16 protein-coding genes are annotated in these 17,866 nt (G+C 50.1%); 3 read left to right on the plus strand and 13 right to left on the minus strand.

What is annotated here, in order from left to right; all coding sequences use genetic code 11:
• Positions 1–115: 115 nt before the first annotated feature.
• Positions 116–2,233 (plus strand): phosphate acetyltransferase, encoded by a 2,118-nt coding sequence (pta, locus tag LO777_RS18230; protein WP_228855251.1) that lies wholly within the window; start codon positions 116–118, stop codon positions 2,231–2,233.
• On the opposite strand, the gene LO777_RS18235 is transcribed toward pta, so the two are convergent.
• The 3 genes from LO777_RS18235 to LO777_RS18245 all read right to left on the minus strand — a co-directional run bounded on the left by LO777_RS18235 (position 2,196) and on the right by LO777_RS18245 (position 5,290).
• Entirely contained in the window at positions 2,196–3,737 is a 1,542-nt protein-coding gene (locus LO777_RS18235) for a tripartite tricarboxylate transporter permease (RefSeq protein WP_228855252.1), read from the minus strand. The two genes, pta and LO777_RS18235, sit on opposite strands and share 38 nt — an antisense overlap.
• The gene (locus tag LO777_RS18240) at positions 3,737–4,216 is read right to left on the minus strand and encodes a tripartite tricarboxylate transporter TctB family protein (RefSeq protein WP_228855253.1); all 480 of its coding nucleotides are present in this window, start codon (positions 4,214–4,216) and stop codon (positions 3,737–3,739) included. The genes LO777_RS18235 and LO777_RS18240 overlap by 1 nt, the downstream gene beginning before the upstream one ends.
• 81 nt (positions 4,217–4,297) lie before the next feature.
• Complete coding sequence (locus LO777_RS18245) at positions 4,298–5,290, minus strand: tripartite tricarboxylate transporter substrate binding protein (protein WP_228855254.1); 993 nt, start codon at positions 5,288–5,290, stop codon at positions 4,298–4,300.
• Positions 5,291–5,470: 180 nt separating this feature from the next.
• Here LO777_RS18245 and LO777_RS18250 point away from each other — a divergent pair, with 180 nt between their 5' ends.
• Together LO777_RS18250 and LO777_RS18255 are read left to right on the plus strand one after the other, a co-directional pair.
• Entirely contained in the window at positions 5,471–7,087 is a 1,617-nt protein-coding gene (locus tag LO777_RS18250) for an ATP-binding protein (RefSeq protein ID WP_228855255.1), read from the plus strand.
• Between the two features lies 1 nt (position 7,088).
• The gene (locus LO777_RS18255) at positions 7,089–7,778 is read left to right on the plus strand and encodes a response regulator (RefSeq protein ID WP_228855256.1); all 690 of its coding nucleotides are present in this window, start codon (positions 7,089–7,091) and stop codon (positions 7,776–7,778) included.
• A gap of 34 nt (positions 7,779–7,812) precedes the next feature.
• On the opposite strand, the gene hypB is transcribed toward LO777_RS18255, so the two are convergent.
• The 10 genes from hypB to LO777_RS18305 form a co-directional block, all read right to left on the minus strand.
• Positions 7,813–8,556 (minus strand): hydrogenase nickel incorporation protein HypB, encoded by a 744-nt coding sequence (hypB, locus tag LO777_RS18260; RefSeq protein WP_228855257.1) that lies wholly within the window; start codon positions 8,554–8,556, stop codon positions 7,813–7,815.
• 40 nt (positions 8,557–8,596) lie between these two features.
• Positions 8,597–8,944 carry a hydrogenase maturation nickel metallochaperone HypA/HybF gene (locus LO777_RS18265; RefSeq protein ID WP_228855258.1) on the minus strand — a complete coding sequence of 116 codons (348 nt, stop codon included), beginning with the start codon at positions 8,942–8,944 and terminating at the stop codon, positions 8,597–8,599.
• An 11-nt stretch (positions 8,945–8,955) separates the two neighbouring features.
• On the minus strand, positions 8,956–9,453 hold the full coding sequence (locus LO777_RS18270; protein WP_228855259.1) for a HyaD/HybD family hydrogenase maturation endopeptidase: 498 nt from the start codon (positions 9,451–9,453) through the stop codon (positions 8,956–8,958).
• Between the two features lie 26 nt (positions 9,454–9,479).
• A complete protein-coding gene (hypE, locus tag LO777_RS18275) occupies positions 9,480–10,493 on the minus strand; it encodes a hydrogenase expression/formation protein HypE (RefSeq protein ID WP_228855260.1) in 1,014 nt (337 codons plus the stop codon).
• Positions 10,494–10,506: 13 nt separating this feature from the next.
• Complete coding sequence (hypD, locus tag LO777_RS18280) at positions 10,507–11,592, minus strand: hydrogenase formation protein HypD (protein ID WP_228855261.1); 1,086 nt, start codon at positions 11,590–11,592, stop codon at positions 10,507–10,509.
• A gap of 13 nt (positions 11,593–11,605) precedes the next feature.
• The gene (locus LO777_RS18285) at positions 11,606–11,869 is read right to left on the minus strand and encodes a HypC/HybG/HupF family hydrogenase formation chaperone (RefSeq protein ID WP_228855262.1); all 264 of its coding nucleotides are present in this window, start codon (positions 11,867–11,869) and stop codon (positions 11,606–11,608) included.
• Complete coding sequence (hypF, locus tag LO777_RS18290; RefSeq protein WP_228855263.1) at positions 11,832–14,204, minus strand: carbamoyltransferase HypF; 2,373 nt, start codon at positions 14,202–14,204, stop codon at positions 11,832–11,834. The genes LO777_RS18285 and hypF overlap by 38 nt, the downstream gene beginning before the upstream one ends.
• Positions 14,179–14,823, minus strand: a complete 645-nt coding sequence (gene cybH, locus LO777_RS18295) for a Ni/Fe-hydrogenase, b-type cytochrome subunit (RefSeq protein WP_228855264.1) — start codon at positions 14,821–14,823, stop codon at positions 14,179–14,181. Before cybH ends, hypF begins: the two co-directional genes overlap by 26 nt.
• Positions 14,824–14,882: 59 nt before the next feature.
• Complete coding sequence (locus LO777_RS18300; RefSeq protein WP_228855265.1) at positions 14,883–16,583, minus strand: nickel-dependent hydrogenase large subunit; 1,701 nt, start codon at positions 16,581–16,583, stop codon at positions 14,883–14,885.
• A 116-nt stretch (positions 16,584–16,699) separates the two neighbouring features.
• Positions 16,700–17,776: a hydrogenase small subunit gene (locus LO777_RS18305; RefSeq protein WP_228855266.1), complete on the minus strand. Its 1,077-nt coding sequence runs from the start codon at positions 17,774–17,776 to the stop codon at positions 16,700–16,702.
• Between the last annotated feature and the right edge of the window lie 90 nt (positions 17,777–17,866).

A 17,866-nucleotide genomic window follows, 5' to 3' on the forward strand; every position in this document is an offset into this window, starting at 1 on the left:
TGTCGTGTAAGCGCAGGCGTACATAGAGTACGTCGAGCATTACACGATCACCCCACAACGCAGTAGATCGGAGTTTTTACGAGTCCATCATTTATAACTCGTTATCGGTAAAACCATGTCGAATACTCTTTATGTGGCCGCAACTGAGCCACGTAGCGGCAAATCGGCCGTCAGCCTGGGGCTGATGGAACTTTTAACACGCAATATCAAGAAAGTTGCCTTTTTCAGACCTCTTATTGATGTGGATCATTCCCGCCGAGAGCTTGATAACACAATAAACCTGATCAGGAGCCAGTACAGTCTGGAGACAGAGTATGAGGAGATGTACGGCTTCACTGTAACCGAGGCCAGTCAGTTGCTGGCCATGGGAAGACAGACTGAATTTATTGAAGGGGTAATGGCAAAGTTTCAGGCTCTTGGGGAAAAAGCTGATTTCGTTCTCTGCGAAGGAGTGGAGCTTGAAGGAGCGACGGCTTCCTTTGATTTTGATATCAATGTCGATATCATAACCAATCTCGGTTGTCCAGTGGTGCTTGTTGCCGGAGGGCGACGGGCCAAGGGGCCGGACGATCTGGTCAGGTCCATCAAGGTATATCACGAGTCTCTTGTGGAAAGAAAATGTGATATTGTCGCAACGATCGTTAATCGGGTGAATCCTGATGACCTGGAAACGGTTGAAAAAAGATTGGTCGAAAGAAAAGCAGGTCGGGATGAGTTGCTTTACGTTATTCCCAACAACGAAAACCTGGGTAATCCTTCAGTCGGAGAGGTGGCCCGGTTATTGAAGGCCGAGATACTGTACGGTGGGAAAAACCTCACACGCCATGTCCGCAGTTTTACCATTGCCGCCATGCAGCTGCGCAATCTCTTGGAACGGATTGAATATGGAACATTGATTATTACTCCGGGAGATCGTTCAGACGTGGTCCTGGCCTGTCTCGCGGCAGTCCAGTCCATGACTATGCCCAATATCTCCGGTATCATGCTTACTGGAGGATTGGTGCCTGAATCGCCTGTACAAAAAGTTATAGAAGGGTTTCAGGATTTGGTGCCCATTATTGCGGTGGGAGAAAATACATACCAGGCGGCCATTCGGGTTGAAAATATTCATGCATCCATTACCCCTGATAATACGCGGAAAATAGTTCAGGCCCTGGCCGTCTTTGAGCGTCATGTGAATATGGAGGAGCTGGGCGAAAAGATCATCAAGACCAGAACTACGACGGTAACACCCAAGATGTTTGAATCCCGCCTGCTGCAGCGCGCTAAAATCCGAAAACAGCACATTGTCCTGCCTGAAGGAGAAAATGACCGTATTCTGAAGGCCGCGGAGATTCTGCTTCGCCGGGATGTTGTGGATGTTACTCTCCTTGGTCGTGAAGAGAAGGTGAAAAAGAGAATCGCCAGCCTGGGTCTGCACCTGGAGAAGGCGACTGTCATAGAGCCGAAAAAATCATTGTGGTTCGAAGATTATGCCCGAACCTACTATAACCTTCGCAAAGATAAAGGGATTACCCTGGAAAATTCCCGGGACATCATGAACAATCTCAATTATTTCGGAACAATGATGATCTACAAGGGTCATGCTGACGGTATGGTTTCCGGTGCCAGCCATACCACGGCTGAAACAATTCGACCGGCCTTTCAGTTTATCAAGACCAGTCCGGGATGCTCTATCGTTTCCAGTGTTCTCTTGATGTGTCTCAATGACCGGGTACTTGCCTATGGGGATTGCGCCATAAATCCTGATCCCACCGCAGAGGAACTGGCGGAAATAGCGCTCAGTTCAGCTCAGACAGCAGAACTGTTCGGTATCGTTCCCCGGGTGGCAATGCTTTCATATTCCTCCGGAAGTTCCGGAAAAGGACGACAGGTCGACAAGGTCAGAAAGGCAACTGAACTGGCACAGGAAAAGGCCCTGGAGTTTTATCCCGGCCTGGAGATTGAGGGCCCGATTCAGTATGATGCTGCCGTCGACCCGGAGGTGGCCCGCACAAAAATGCCTGACAGCAAAGTTGCGGGCAGGGCTACGGTTTTTGTGTTCCCTGATCTCAATACAGGAAACAATACATACAAAGCTGTTCAGCGATCTGCAGGTGCCGTGGTAATCGGCCCGATCCTCCAGGGGTTGCGAAAGCCGGTGAATGATCTGAGTCGTGGCTGTCTGGTACCAGATATCGTTAATACCGTTGCCATTACGGCAATCCAGGCTCAGGCGGAGAAGAACGTCTGAATCTCTCCCAAAGAGTACGGGCAGCAGGCAGCAGCAGGATAAAAAGGGTCAGCAGGTTGATACCGAGTGTAATGGGTCTTTCCCACATGAAAGCCATGGAGTCGTCATAAATCATAAGTGATCTTCTTAGGTTATCCTCCATCAATCCACCCAGGATAAACCCCAGCAGAAGGGGTGCCATGGGAAAATTCATCAGCCTGAGAGCCATAGCGGCAATGCAGAAGAAGACCATCATCTGGATATCAAAATCATTAAATGTTACCAGATAAACGCCCATCAGTGAGAAAAAGAGGATGATAGGCACCATGAGCGTTCGGGGAATTGCCAGTAGTCTGGCAAAATAGGGGATAAGGGGCAGGTTGAGAATGAGGAGAAAGACATTGCCCAGGTACATGGACATGATCACTCCCCAGAAAACATCCGGGCGTTCAACAAACATTCGAGGGCCCGGTTCTATACCATAAGCGATAAGGGCGCCGAGCATGACTGCCGTTGTCCCTGACCCGGGAATGCCCAGGGTCAGGAGGGGTACGAATGATCCGGAACTGGCTGCGTTATTCCCCGTTTCAGGGGCTGCGAGTCCCCTGAGACTCCCCTTACCGAATTTTTTCTGTTCTTCTTTGGGGGCAAGATTTCTTTCCATTCCATAGGCCATAAAGGAGCCCAGTGTTGCCCCGGCTCCCGGCAGGACACCCACAAAAAAACCGAGCAGAGAAGACCTTAAAATTGTGGGCAGGATAAATTTGAACTCCTTTTTTGTCACTTTGAGGCTTTTGAAGCCGATCATCTTCGGATTGAGGCTGTCTGAGGAGGCATCCCGTTTCAGCACAATCGACAGCGCTTCCGTAAGGGCGAAAGTGGCCATGGCAAGGAGGAGAAATTCAATACCGTCCAGCAGTTCCAGGGAGCCGAATGTAAAACGCTGGATACCTGATGTCTGGTCGGTTCCCACGGTGGAAAGCATCAGACCAACTACCACCATGAGCAGGGCTTTCAATACACCTCCCCTTCCCGCAAAGGCGGATACCGCAGTCAGACCGAGCAGCATCAGGGCAAAATAGTCTGCCGACTGAAAGCTGGTGGCAATACTGGCAAGCATGGGGGCAAAGAACATCAGGAGAATGACGGCGATGGTTCCTCCGGAGAACGAGGCATAAGCCGCTATTGCCAGGGCTTTCCCCGGGTATCCCTGTCTGGCAAGGGGGTAGCCGTCAAGGGCTGTGGCGACGGTTGCCGCTTCTCCCGGTGCATTGATGAGGATGGAGGAGGTGGAGCCACCAAAGATCGCACCGTAATAAACACCGGCCAGTAATACCATTCCGGTGGTCGGATCAAGGCCATAGGTTATCGGGATCATCAGGGCTACTGCGGTAATTGGGCCCAGCCCAGGCAACATACCGATAAAGGAGCCGGCAAAGCATCCCATGAGAACCATGGCAATATTGATGGGAATCAGCGTTGTGGTGATTCCTGTCATCATTCCTGTCAGCATGCCGTCCCACATCAGAGAACCCCCAGTTGGTAGAAGATTTCACCCGGAGCAATATACACTCCAAGCAGCAGAGACATGATACACCAGAGAGCCAGAACAAGGGGGATTGCTGAAAAGAGCATAAGCCTGATCCGTGTTTCTCCAAGAATTCGAAAACCGCAGAGCAGGAAAAGAATGGAGGAAAGGATGAATCCCAGCCATTTCATGATCAGCCCGAAAACAAGCATCAGGACAACAAGGAGTATGGCGGTGGACCAGTCCATCCCTTTTGTGGCTTCGCCAAGACTCGCCTTGCCTTCCGGATCAACAGTCGGCAGGATAATAATGGCAAGGGACAGGACAATACCGGCAACAGCCAGGGCGTAGGGCATGGTCCGTGCTGTGAACACCTCCTGTTCCGAGAGAAAGGAAAGGGGGATTTTTGTAGCAAGCAGTCCATAAGCCACCGAAAAGAGCAATATGACCAGTGCGCCTGTTTTTTCCCGTGTCATCAGTAAACTCCTGTAAGGGAAGGGGCCGGAAAATGAATACTGAGAGACATTTTCCGGTTTTTTCTGGAGAAGTGTTGATGCTTATTTCAGAAATCCGAGTTTGCGCATCATATTGCCCAGTGCCTTTTCCTGGTTTTCCAGGAAGGTGTAAAATTCATCTCCGGGCTGATACAGGTTCTGCCAGCCACGTTTGCTGCGAATTTCCTCCCACTGGGGAGTATCATACATCTTTTTCAGGACAGCCCTGTACGCTTCCGCCTTGTCTTTCGGTAGATTGGGGACTGCAAAAAATCCACGCCAGTTGGCAAAGGTCACATCATAGCCGAGCTCTTTGACCGTCGGGACTTCTGGAGCCTGGGTCAGTCGTTTGTTGGAAGTTACTGCCAGGATTTTCACCTCACCCTGTTTGGCCAGTCCAAGGGCTTCGCCAAAACCGGTGGAGAGTACCTGAACATCTCCGGAAAGAAGCCCGGCCATTGCTTTCCCTCCTGCATCATATGGAATATATTTTACTTTCAGCGGATCACCACCGGCAGCCTGAAACACCATGGCGGGAACAAGATGGTCCATACTTCCCTTCACTGAGCCTCCGGCGATTTTCACGGATCTGGGGTTTTTTTTGAAATCGGCGACAATTTGTGTAAAGCTCGTATATTTTGAGTTTTTCGGTACAACAAATGCAGCATAATCGGCAATAACCGAGGCTATCGGAGTCAGATCCCTGAATGACTGGGGAAAGACTCCGGTCAGGGAGCGGATAATGATGGGAGTTGAGTTGACCAGGAGGGTTCCCTGCTGTCTTTCTGCCGTGCTGATGAGATGGTTGAGCGCCTTGCCGCCGCCACCGCCGGACATGTTTTCAAAAGAGGCCTGTTCAATCAGGCCGGCATCAAGCAGGGCCTTTCCTACGCCCCGGGCGGTGCCGTCCCATCCGCCCCCGGCTCCACCGGGAATGAGGAAGTGAATTTTTTTGACTTCAGTTGCGGACAGGGGTGAGACCAGCAGTGTCACTGCCAGTGCAAGAGAAAACAGTATAGTGGTAAAACCTGTTGCCTTTCGGATGCGATGTTTCATGGGTACCTCCCGGGGTGATAGAAATTGGGGTAGTCTGGAAATGATCCTTGCAGTCAGGAAATGGCGTTATGCCACGATTGCAATTTTGCCGGGAATAGAGCAAAAGTAAAGTTTACGGAACTTAAAAGTAAATAAACCTTTCTGAACATTCTGTTCATTTTGTTCATGGGGAGCCTGATAATGAAGATGTTTCCAAACGGTTTCCGACCAAGAAAACTGCAGACCAAAATGGTTCTGTTGATTCTCTGTCTGATTCTCTGCATTGTCGGGGTTGGAGGTTTCTTCTCCCTGAAACTGATATCTTCAATTCTGGAGGAACAGATGGGGAGCCGGGCTCTGAAGGTTTCCCAGACGGTATCTCTTATTCCGGAAATAAAAAGAGACCTTGAACAGGGTGATCTGGCACATTCTTCCATCCAGGATATTGTAGAAAAAATACGGCGCACCACCCGGGCCCAGTTTATTGTGGTGGGGGACAGGGAGGGAAGAAGGTATTCCCATCCTGTCCCTGAGCGGATAGGCAGGTTCATGGTGGGTGGAGATAACCGGCTGGCCCTTGAGGAGGGAAAATCCTATGTTTCAAAAGCGACCGGGACACTTGGTCCCTCGATACGTGGAAAGGTTCCGGTTTTCAATGATGAGGGTAAAATCATAGGTATTGTTTCTGTTGGTTACCTGGTTCAGAATGTGAATTCCATAATCAGGGGTTATCATATAAAAATAATTGCATTTCTGGTGGCTGCAGTTCTTTTCGGTATTGCCGTGACCATCAAGATTACCGATCAGTTCAAAAAGGCGATCTTTGGCCTTGAACCGGATGAGATTGCTTCACTCCTGCAGGAGAGGACAACTACTTTGGAGACCATTCGAGAGGGGGTTCTGGCTGTGGATTCGGAGGGACGAATTACCACCATCAACCAGGCGGCGTTCGAAACCCTGGGGATTGATGAGGATGCGGGTATACTCGGGAGATTGATAACTGAAATCCTGCCCGGAACCAGAATCCCTGAAGTTCTCCGTACCGGGGAGAGTCAGCTGGACAGTGAATTCATGGTAGGGGATAAGGAGATTATCGCCAATCGGATACCGATTATCAGCAACGGTCGAATTACAGGTGTGGTCTCCAGTTTTCGCAACAAGGATGAACTTGATATTCTGGCTAGAAAATTTTCCGAGATTAAAAAATATACGGAAATGCTGCGGGTGCAGACCCATGAATATTCCAATAAACTGTATACTATTTCCGGCCTGATTCAGCTCGGAGCCTACCAGGAGGCGGTGGATCTTATCGGCAGTGAAACCTCCGGGTATCAGGCTCTTATCAATTCCCTGATGGATATTGTCCCCGATCCCATTCTTGCCGGAACTCTTCTTGGAAAATATAACAAGGCAAAAGAGTTAAAGGTGGATTTGCGCATTGATCCGGACTCCAGTATGATCGATGTTCCTGGCGGGATAAAAAGGGAGAGACTTGTCACCATTATCAGTAATATTCTGGATAATGGGTTTGATGCTGTGTTGAACAATGGAAGGGCAAAGCGGGAGGTAAAACTTGCCATGACTGATCTCGGCAATGATCTTATCTTCGAGTTTGATGATTCCGGCAATGGCGTTCCCGAAGAAGACTGGGAAAAAATATTCACGAAAGGATTTACAACAAAGAACAGACCAGGACATGGTATGGGATTGTTTCTTGTTGAAAAGGCCCTGTCGGCTCTTCATGGATCCATCAGCGTGGGATCGTCTGAACTTGGAGGTGCGGCATTTACCGTGATTATTCCGAAACACAGGGAGTAGAATGGAGCAGATTCAGACAGTTATTATAGAAGATGATGAGAAGATAGCGGAAATTCAGCGTATTTTCACAGAGAAAATAGCTGGCTTTACTGTAACGGGAATTGCCCATTCCGTTCGGGAGGGTGAAGAAATGCTGGAGGTATTGCAGCCCGATCTTGTTCTGCTGGATATTTTCTTTCCCGATGGCAATGGTCTGGAGCTGCTGTGGTCAATACGAAAAAAGCATAAGAAAACCGACATTGTTCTTATCACTGCAGCCAAGGAAAGGGATATTTTTCAGGAAGCACTTCGAGGCGGGGTTTTTGACTATATTCTGAAACCTCTTAATTTTACCCGTTTCCAGCATATGCTGAACAGGTATCTTACCCATCGGAAAAAATTGCAGAAAATTACTACAATCAATCAGCAGGATGTAGATATCCTGCTCCACCAGGAAAAAAAAGAGGTTGCGCAGACAGATCTTCCGAAAGGTATCGACCCTATTACCCTGCGGAAAATTACAGATATTATAGAAACTATCGGAGAAGCAGGAATCAACGCGGATCAAGCCGGGGAAAAGATCGGCGTGAGCCGTACAACCTCCAGGCGATACCTTGAATACCTGGTTTCAAACGGTGTGATTAAGGCCGATCTTTTTTACGGGACACTGGGGCGTCCGGAGCGAAAATATTTCAGGATTGTCAGCGGATAGATTCCTGGGCACTATTGGCACAGGCAGTATTCCTTTAGCCTTTTTTTGCTCTATTCACCAGCTCCCGGAGATAGTCGAGCCATTTATCCATACCTTCGCCACTTGTGGAGGATAGGGCCATTGTACGGAGTCCGGGGTTCAGGTGCAGTCCGTCGGCGATGGCCTCCGGCACGGGAAAATCAAAATAGGGGAGCAGATCGGTCTTGGTTATGACGAAGGTCTGGGAGCTCTGGAACGCCTTTGGGTATTTGGATGGTTTGTCCGGGCCTTCAGGGACAGAAACAAAAACTACCCGTTCATGTTCCCCCAGGTCAAAGGTTGAAGGGCAGACAAGATTACCCACGTTTTCGATAAAAAGAAGGTCGATTTTTTCACCGCCCTGCTCTTTCTGTAGCCGGTGAAAACCTTTATGTGTCATGGCCGCGTCCAGGTGACAGGCTCCTCCTGTTGTCAGTTGAATGACCGGCACACCTTTTGCCCGGATCCGTTCCGCGTCCCTTTCGGTTTCGATATCACCCTCAATGACGCCAATGTTTATTTCATCTTTCAGGGCATCAATGGTGTGTTCAAGCAGGGTTGTTTTTCCAGATCCGGGGCTGCTGATAAGGTTGAGTGTCACGATACCGCAGTCGTCAAAGTGTTCACGGTTGGCCCTGGCAAGTGCATCGTTGGCGGCAAAGAGACTGGCATGCACATCAATAGTTTTGCTGTGGCTGTGGGAATGGTCGTGATCGTGACTGTGGTCAGATGGACTTGGGCATCCGCATGTATCACACATAATATTCCTCGTTTATTTAAATTTTGTAAGTATTGTAATTTTATTCCATTTCAACCTGGCGCAGAATCAGCTCATCTCCACCGGAGGGTATCAGAAAGAGTTCCCCGCATTTCGGGCATTCTTCCGGACTGTCCTCCTTCGTTTCTTCCATATGACCGCATTGAGTGCATGAGTAATTCACAGGAGGGATTTCAATGATAAGCTCTGCATTCCTGATAAGGGTATTTTCCGATGCCAGGGTCTCAAAGCCGAATCGAAATGCGTCTATAACCACTCCGGATTGAGGCCCGATTACCATAGTGACCCTGTGAATTTTTGTCGCTTTGTTTTCTGCCGCCAGTTCTTCAAGTTGGGAAAAAAGGGCTTGGACAAGGGATATTTCATGCATGATTCTTCCCTTTATTTTCGGCTGACTGTGATTCCAAGGTCGGTAAGACGATTTAAAATCAATTCCGCCACTGCAGTTTTCTGAGCGTTTACAATCTCTGAAAGTTCTATGCTTTCAGTCAGTTCAAGGGGAATGACGGTATAAAACTCGATTTCCTTCGGTGCGGCTCCGCGCAGTTTGGCCACTTCCAGGATTTCAAGGAGACCGAGTTGGTGCGGGGACATACGCATCTGAAAACTTCCTGCCCGGACATCATCGAGAGTGAAGAAATGAAAGGATCCGGGTTCCCCTTCTATATCAACAACATCGATGACAAAGACCGGATCGCATTCTTCAAGAAAGGGAGCCATGTAAATTCCGGCAGTCCCGATGTCCTGTATATCTACATTGTCGGGGAACTCGTAGTTTTCCTGGAGATAGTGGACGACATGGACGCCGAAACCTTCATCCCGCAGTATATAGTTACCTATGCCTGCTATGCCGATCTTTTTTTTCTGAGGAGTTGTCATGGTATGATTTTGCGTGAAAATATTGATCAGCAGATTCTGGGCAAAGGTTCACCGTGAAGCGGGCTCACTACCCTCGTGCCACCCACCGGAGTATTGATAATGACACGGCTGCTGCCTGTTGCAGTCAGTGTCCCTATGATGACAGCATCAGCCCCTTCCGGAGTTCCATGCATTATTTCAAGTGCCTGCTCAGCTTTTTCAGGGCTGACGATGGCCAGACATTTCCCTTCATTTGCCAGGTAAAGCGGTTCCAGTCCCAGGAGTTCACAGGCTGCAGCCACTTCCGGGCGTACAGGCAGGGCTTCATCGCTCAATTCAATACAGAGACCGCTGTTTTCGGCAATCTCGTTGAGGGTTGAAGCCACTCCTCCACGGGTCGGGTCCCGCAGAGTATGTACGTCACGGGGGAGTTCTTTCAGCAGCTTTTCCACCAGCCGGTGAAGGGGCATGGTATCACTCTGCAGGTTGCCCTGTACGGAAATTCCGGCCTGGCGGGTCATAATGGTGATGCCGTGATCTCCCATGGTACCGGAAAGGATTACCTTGTCACCTTCTTTTGCATGTTGTGAAGAAATTGAGATATCGGTGGCAACAAAGCCGATACCGGAAGTGTTTATGAATATCTTGTCCCCTTTGCCCCTGGGCACGACCTTTGTGTCTCCGGTCACAACGGGGACGTCGGCCTCATTACACGCTTTGCTGATTGAGACGATGATCAATTCCAGATCATTCAGGGAAAAACCCTCTTCAAGGATAAGACCCAGGCTGAGGCAGAGTGGTTTGGCTCCCCGCATTGCCAGATCGTTGATAGTACCGTGGACTGCCAGTTTGCCGATGTCTCCTCCCGGGAAAAAAATGGGATCAACCACGTAACTGTCAGTTGTAAAGGCAAGCCTGCCGGGCTGATTCTCAAGGATCGCACTGTCTTCAAGACTTCGCAGAATCGGGTTATCCAGGTGTTTGAGGAAAAGGTCGCTGATGAGTTTCTGGCTGGCGAGTCCGCCGCTTCCGTGGTCGAGAAGGATTGTTTTTTCTGACATTGTCTTTCAGGTTTTATTCTCTGCCATATTTATAATAGGCCGCACATGTCCCCTCGCTGGAGACCATGCAGGGGCCGATCGGGTTTGCCGGAGTACAGCGGCTGTCAAAAAGAGGACACTCCCTGGGACTGCATATTCCTTTTAATATTTCTCCGCATTTGCATCCCTTTGGCTCCTCTACAGCCTGAAGCCGGATATCAAAACGTGACTCCGCGTCAAATTCACAATATTTGTCCCTGATTTTCAGGCCACTGCCGGGAAGTATTCCGAGGCCACGCCATTCCATGTCGGCAGGTTCAAAAATCTCTTCCACCATCTGTCTGGCCCTGAGGTTTCCTTCAGGTGATACCGCCCTGGGGTATACATTTTCGACCCTTGGTCTGCCTTCTCCCACCTGGCGGGCAAGGAGGATAAGGCTCTTGAGGAGATCCGCGGTTTCAAAACCGCCTACAACACAGGCGAGACCATATTCATCCGCCAGGGGTTCCCACACTGAGGAGCCGATTATCGAGGAAACGTGGCCGGGACAGATGAGACCGTCGATTTTCAGGTTCGGGTCATCAAGCAGTGCCCTCATGGGAGGAAGCATGGTCTTCTGGGTGGAAAAAACTGTAAAATTAGTAATTTGTTGGTTTTTTGCGGCAAGAATAGTGGCGGCGATGGTCGGGGTGGTTGTTTCAAAACCGACCCCGAGAAAGACCACATGTTCATCAGGGTTTTTCCTGGCAATTTCAAGGCCGTCCATGGGAGAATAGACAATATTTACTTTTGCTCCTCTGGAACTGGCTTCAGCCAGGGAGCCATTGCTGCCCGGCACCCGGAAAAGATCTCCGAAGATCGCCAGTCTCACCCCGGGTTCGTCTGCCATGGAGATAAAGGCATCCATATGGGCAGAGGAGGTGACACAGACAGGGCAGCCGGGACCCGATATCAGTTCCATGCCCCGGGGCAGGATGGAGCGGATGCCGTTACGAAAGATCGCCATGGTATGGGAACCGCAGACTTCCATGATCCGCAGGGGTTTTGTGACCGATGTTTTCAAGGCCTCCACAAGAGGGCGGGCCAGGGAGGAATCACGGTATTCATCAAGGTATTTCATGGGCAGCCCCGGTTCAGGTGAGAAGTTCCTGTGGCATGGAATCGGCAAGCTCTTTTAACAGGGCTATATTTTTTTTTGCTTCTTCTTCCACCAGGGTATGTATGGCAAACCCTGCATGGACAATGACATAATCACCGACATTGGGCCAGTGGTCAACAATATCCAGGCGGACCTCTTTGCTTATTCCATCGGCATCGACCGTTGCCACTTGACTGATGGTGAAATCATCGGGATCACCTTCAACCCTGGTGACCCTCATGGGTATGGCTAGACACATGCTGCAGACCTCCGGTTATAATCTGACCAAAAGAAATAGCCCCGTCATTTACGGGGAGTTTTTCTCCGGTGTAAGTTTCAAGTCCAGACGAGTGTAATGCAGAAGATAATCCCTCGAAAAGCAGACTGTTCTGCATGCATCCTCCCGCAAGTACGACCTGCCTGATGCCGGTCTTCGAGGAGAGAATCCGGGTCAGTCCGGCAAGGGCTTTCACAAGTTCAAGGTGGAATTGCAGAGCCAGATCTGCCCTGCTTTTTCCCCCTGCCAGACCTGTAATAAGCATTTTAACAAATTCCGTGGAACATATCTCCCATTTTCCCTCTTTTTCATAGAGAAATGGTGAAATAAAATTGTGCATGTTAGGCGGAAACAGTTTTTTAATGGGTGATGTTAATGCTTTTTCAGCCAAAGCTTCAAGCTCCATTGCGGCCTGTCCTTCGTAGGAAATATACTGGGTGATGCCGAGAATTGAGGCTATGGCATCGAAGAGTCGGCCGCAGCTGGATGTGAGTGGAGAATTGATGTTTTTGCACATCATTGTGCGTAATGTCTCAAGACTGGCGTCATTGATATGTTTTAATGGTGCTGGAAGATTTTCACAGGTCAGACCCTTTTCACCGTAGGTATTAAAAAGAGCGGAAAGACCCATTCTCCAAGGCTCGGTTGCTGCCCTGTCTCCACCGGGGAGATGGAGTCTGCCGAGATGGCCGAGACGTCTGTATGAGGTCAGTTCGACCTGGAGTATCTCTCCTCCCCATATGGTGCCATCAGGACCATATCCTGTTCCATCCATGACAATAGCCAGCACGGGACTCGAAAGACCGTGTTCTCCCATGACGGCTACGGCATGGGCATGGTGATGTTGAATGCGGTACAGGGGAAGTTTGAGCTTTTCGGCATGAAGACTGCTCATGTAGTCAGGGTGAAGATCACAGGCGACTGCTTCAGGTTCCAGCTGAAAGAGACGTTTGAAGTGGTCAATGGATTCGAGAAAAAACTCATAGGATTCAAGGTTGTGTAGATCTCCAATATGTTGGCTCAGGTAGCAGGTGTGATTGCGTCCGAGGCAGAAAGTGCTTTTCAGGCCACCGCCGCAGGCGAGAATTTTCGGTAGTTGCCAGGGGATATGAAGTGGTTCCGGAACATAACCGCGAGCCCTTCTGAAGATCATTTGTCTGCCCCCGATAATTTTAGCCACTGAATCATCAACCCTGGTGACGATGTCTCGATTGTGGAGGAGGAAATAATCAGCGATGGATGACAGGCGATGGAGGGCGTCCCTGTTCGCAGTGCAGATCGGAGTGCCGCTCTCGTTGCCCGAGGTCATGACAAGGACCGGCGGGCAGGATTCGGCGTTAAAAAGAAGGTGATGGAGCGGCGTATATGGCAGCATGACACCGATCTCGCCAATACCTGGAGCCAGGTTTTCCGCCAGTTTTCCATTGTTCTTTTTCCTGAGAAGAACTACAGGGTGGGCGGGAGAGAGAAGGAGTTTTTTTTCAGATTCACTGCAGTAACAGAAATCGCTAAGAACCCGGATATCAGACACCATGATCGCCAGGGGCTTGTCCGGTCTTTTCTTGCGCTGTCGGAGAATATCAACTGCTCTGGTTGAATATCCGTTGACCACCAGATGAAAACCGCCGAGTCCGCGCAGGGCAACAACCCGGTCTGCCGCAAGAGCCCGGGCCGCTGTGTTGAGAATATTATCCGTTGCAATGGAGTTCCCGTCCCTGTCATGCCATGATATGCCGGGCCCGCAGGAGTGGCAGGCGTTGGGTTGGGCGTGAAATCGTCGGTCGGCCGGATCATGGTACTCGTTCTTGCAGGGTGTACACATGGGGAAGGATTTCATGGATGTTTTCGGCCGATCATAAGGGATTGTTTCTATGATACTGAAGCGTGGACCACAGTTGGTGCAGTTAATAAATGGATAATTGTGGCGCCTGTCCCTGCTGTCGTTCAGTTCAGCCAGACAGTCACGGCAGAGAGCGACGTCAGGAGGGATGGACGTGGTTGCTTCACCACCGGATAAACTTGTGGTAATTGTGAACGTACCTGGAATGGGATCAGGTGAACATGGTTGTTCGGAAATATCGGTGATGGTGGAGAGAGGTGGAGGATTATGGGAAAGGGTATGCAGAAACTCTTTAATATCGGCGTCTTCGCCGATTATGTTGATAGTTACACCACGTTCTGTGTTGCTGACCGTACCTGTAAGGGAGAGACGGGTCGCAAGATTATAGACAAAGGGGCGAAACCCTACGCCCTGGACAGTGCCCCGGACCAGGATTTCGACCCCTTTCTGTTTATGCCTTGTGCTTGAATTTGACACCGGTAAAAATGGAGGATATCAGTCCCTCCGGACCTTTGATGTCGTTCCAGACACAGAGGTAGATATGGATTACCGGAAAGATCAGGAACCACCACATGATGAGATGATGGGTGAAACGGGCCCATTGCTGGGAACCGAAAACCGTCACTCCCCAACCCTGCCAGAACGCGGCTTCAGGATAGAGCATGAAAAAACCGCTCAGAATCATGAAGAGTGCCGCAAAGAAAGTGATCAGGTAAGAGGTTCCCGCCATGATGTTATGGCCGAGCCGTTCATCATGTTCATCGCTGACATAGCTGTAGAGCAGAAGCGTTTTGAACAGATTGTTAATGTTTCGTTTGGAAATGGGTAGGATGTCCCAAATCCTTTCCTGGGCGTTTCCGAAAAAATAAAGAAACAGTCGAATTGCCACTGCGGATGAAAATGTATACGCAGCGATATAATGGATGTACCGCATATAGGCCATGGGCCAGGCGGCACTTCCCTCAACCATGGTATTCGTCCATGGTCCTGCGATGTAAAACCCTGTCACTACCAAGAAAACGATGGACAGTGCAAACATCCAGTGGAAGAGCCGAAGCAGTATGCTCCAGCAGTAATGTTTTTCGTAGGTTGCCATTCTGTTTACCTCCATAGGCTTTGAGCCGGAAAGAAAAGGTTTCGTGCCTGAGCCGCGGGCTACAGAGCTTTCACTTTCATAACTTCCCTGCCTTCCGGGTCCAGCATGTGGACTGCACAGGCAATGCATGGATCAAAAGAATGGATGGTACGGAGAACCTCCAGCGGTCTTTCCGGGTCGGCAATCGGATTTCCCATGAGAGATGCTTCGTACGGTCCCAGCTGACCTTCGGCATCACGCGGGCCAGCATTCCAGGTTGACGGTACAACACACTGGTAATTCTTGATCTTGCCGTCCTGGATAACGATCCAGTGGGAGAGGATTCCACGGGGTGCCTCGTGGACACCGACACCTCGCTGTTCCCCTTTGGGGAAGGTGGGCGGGTTGAAAATCTCGTAATCACCGGAAGAGATATTGTTGATCAGCAGATCCCAGTGCTTGAGGGCGAGATCAGCCATCATTCCGGCACGTACTGCACGGGCGGCGTGGCGACCAATGGTGGAATGGAGAATCTCAGGGCCAACCTTGACTCCAGCAACTGCACTGATGCGTCCAAGGACTGCATTGACACTTTTCACGGTCAGTTCATGACCTTGGGCGTATCCGACAACCATCTGAGCGAGGGGGCCGACCTGCATCGGTTTGCCCTGGAAGCGGGGAGCCTTGAGCCAGCTGTAACGGCCCTCATCCTCAAAATCAGTGAATTTAGGATCGGTGGTGGATTCCCATGGATGCTTGGACCAGTCTCCGTCGTACCAGGCGCGGGCGATGGATTCTTCCACGTTCTCTTTAAAGTATGGGTCAGCCAGACCGACAATCGGCTTGACAGAGCCGAGATCTCCACCGAATATTGTACCGCCGGGAAGATCAGCTTTGGTACCCCTGGCATCCAGGAACATGTCGGGTGCGGCCAGATAATTGGTTACCCCGGCACCATACGGGAGCCAGTCTTTGTAAAGGGCGCCGACAGCGACGACATCAGTGACATAGACCATTTTCACAAAGTCACGAACCTCGGTAATCAATTGCTTGATGTAATAGAGGCGTTCCATGGTGACGGCGGTCTGGTTTTCGGGATTGAGGTTGGTGGTGACACCACCAACTGAAAGATTCTGGATATGCGGGTTCTTACCACCGATAATACCCAGGGCCTGGGTCGCTTTTCTCTGGTAATCAAGGGCTTCCAAGTAGTGGGATACTGCCATGAGATTAGCTTCGGGCGGTAACTTCATGGCGGAATGTCCCCAATAGGCGTTGGCAAAGGGTCCGAGCTGGCCACTTGCCACAAGCGCTTTCACTTTGTCTTTCACCGCTGCAAACCGCTTCGGGCTGTTGCCGTGCCAGTCGGAAAGACTGTCGGCCAGTTTTGCGGTGGCGACAGGATCCGCATCCAGAGCGGAAACAACATCAACCCAGTCCAAGGCGGAGAGGGCATAGAAATGAACAATATGATCGTGCAGGCAATGGATTGCCTGAACCATGTTTCGAACCAGCTGGGCATTCAGGGGGATCTCGAGCCCCAATGCGTTTTCAACCGCGCGAACCGAGGCCAGGGCATGAACAGTGGTGCAAACACCACAGATCCTCTGGGTGAAGAGCCATGCGTCTCTCGGGTCCCTGCCTTTGAGGATATTTTCAAGTCCGCGGTACATCTGCCCAGATGACCAGGCCTTTGTGATTTGGCCTCCATCTACCTCAACATCTACTCTTAGGTGACCTTCAATCCGGGTGATCGGATCAATGGTTATTCGCTGAGCCATGTGTAAAACCTCCATAAATTATTGAACTACCATGTGCCGGAAGTGTTTCCAGGCGCTGGTAAAATATGAAATGCAAATGATGATTGAATAACTTTCAGGAAATAGAGTGATACCTGTTATTCTTTTTCACCGTTTTTTCCTTTTACCAACCGTTTTCCAATTCCGACAGCGGCGTGTACACCTACAGCTGCAGCTGTGACACCCAGAACTGTCTTGCCGATTCTGTCCGCATCTTTGACGATGCCGGCAGCGGGAATTTTAACCATTGGCAGTCTCTCATAGAATGGAGTCATGGAATCCCAGAATCCTGGCTCGGTGCAACCTGCACAGCCATGGCCGACACTGACAGGCCATACATCAACATCATTGAATCTGACGGCTGGACAATTGGCAAAAGTTTCAGGGCCCTTGCAACCTACTTTGTAGAGGCAGTAGCCAAGTTTATGGAATTCATCGCCAAACTGTTCCACGAAACGGCCTTCATCAAAATGTGCTCTTCTCTCGCAATGGTCATGAATTCTGCGACCGTAACCAAACAGCGGACGGTTCAGGCTGTCAAGAGCAGGAAGCCGTTTAAAAGTCAGATAGTGTAATACAGTGCCGAGAAAGTTAATTGGATTGGGTGGGCATCCGGGAATATTGACAATCGGTTTGCCGCTGACAAGATCCTGAACGCCGACTGCCCCGGTCGGGTTTGGTGCTGCTGCCTGCACACCACCGAAGGCAGCACAGGTTCCTATGGCGATAATGGCAGATGCCTTGGGCGCAACCTCCGCGAGAATGTCCATGGCGGTTTTCCCTGCTATTTTACAATAAATACCACCATCTTTTGTGGGGATTGCACCTTCAACTACAAGAATAAAAGGGTGTTTTTCAACCGTTTCAAGCAGGTTATGTTCAGCCTGGTGGCCGGCGGCGGCCATAACGGTTTCGTGGTAATCCAGAGAAATAATATCGAGTATGAGACGAGCAAGATCCGGATGGGAAGCGCGGAGCAAACTCTCTGTACATCCTGTGCACTCCTGGAAATGCAGCCAGATAACCCTTGGTCGTTCTGCGGTGGCTGCAGCTTCTACAAGCTTTGGAATCATAGTCTCAGATAGCCCTAAAGCTGCTGCAGCCATTGTACATCCCTTGAGGAAGCCGCGTCTGTCGAGTTGCGGATCCAGAGTTTTGTTTACCGTGTCTGCCATATCAACCTCCTATTGCTGTGACAACAATTTTGCGCATAGCGCGATTGCAACGACATCAGAAATGTCGAAAAATAAAAAACGGTTAAAATG

This window comes from Desulfomarina profundi (assembly GCF_019703855.1).
Classification (GTDB): Bacteria; Desulfobacterota; Desulfobulbia; order Desulfobulbales; family Desulfocapsaceae; genus Desulfomarina; species Desulfomarina profundi.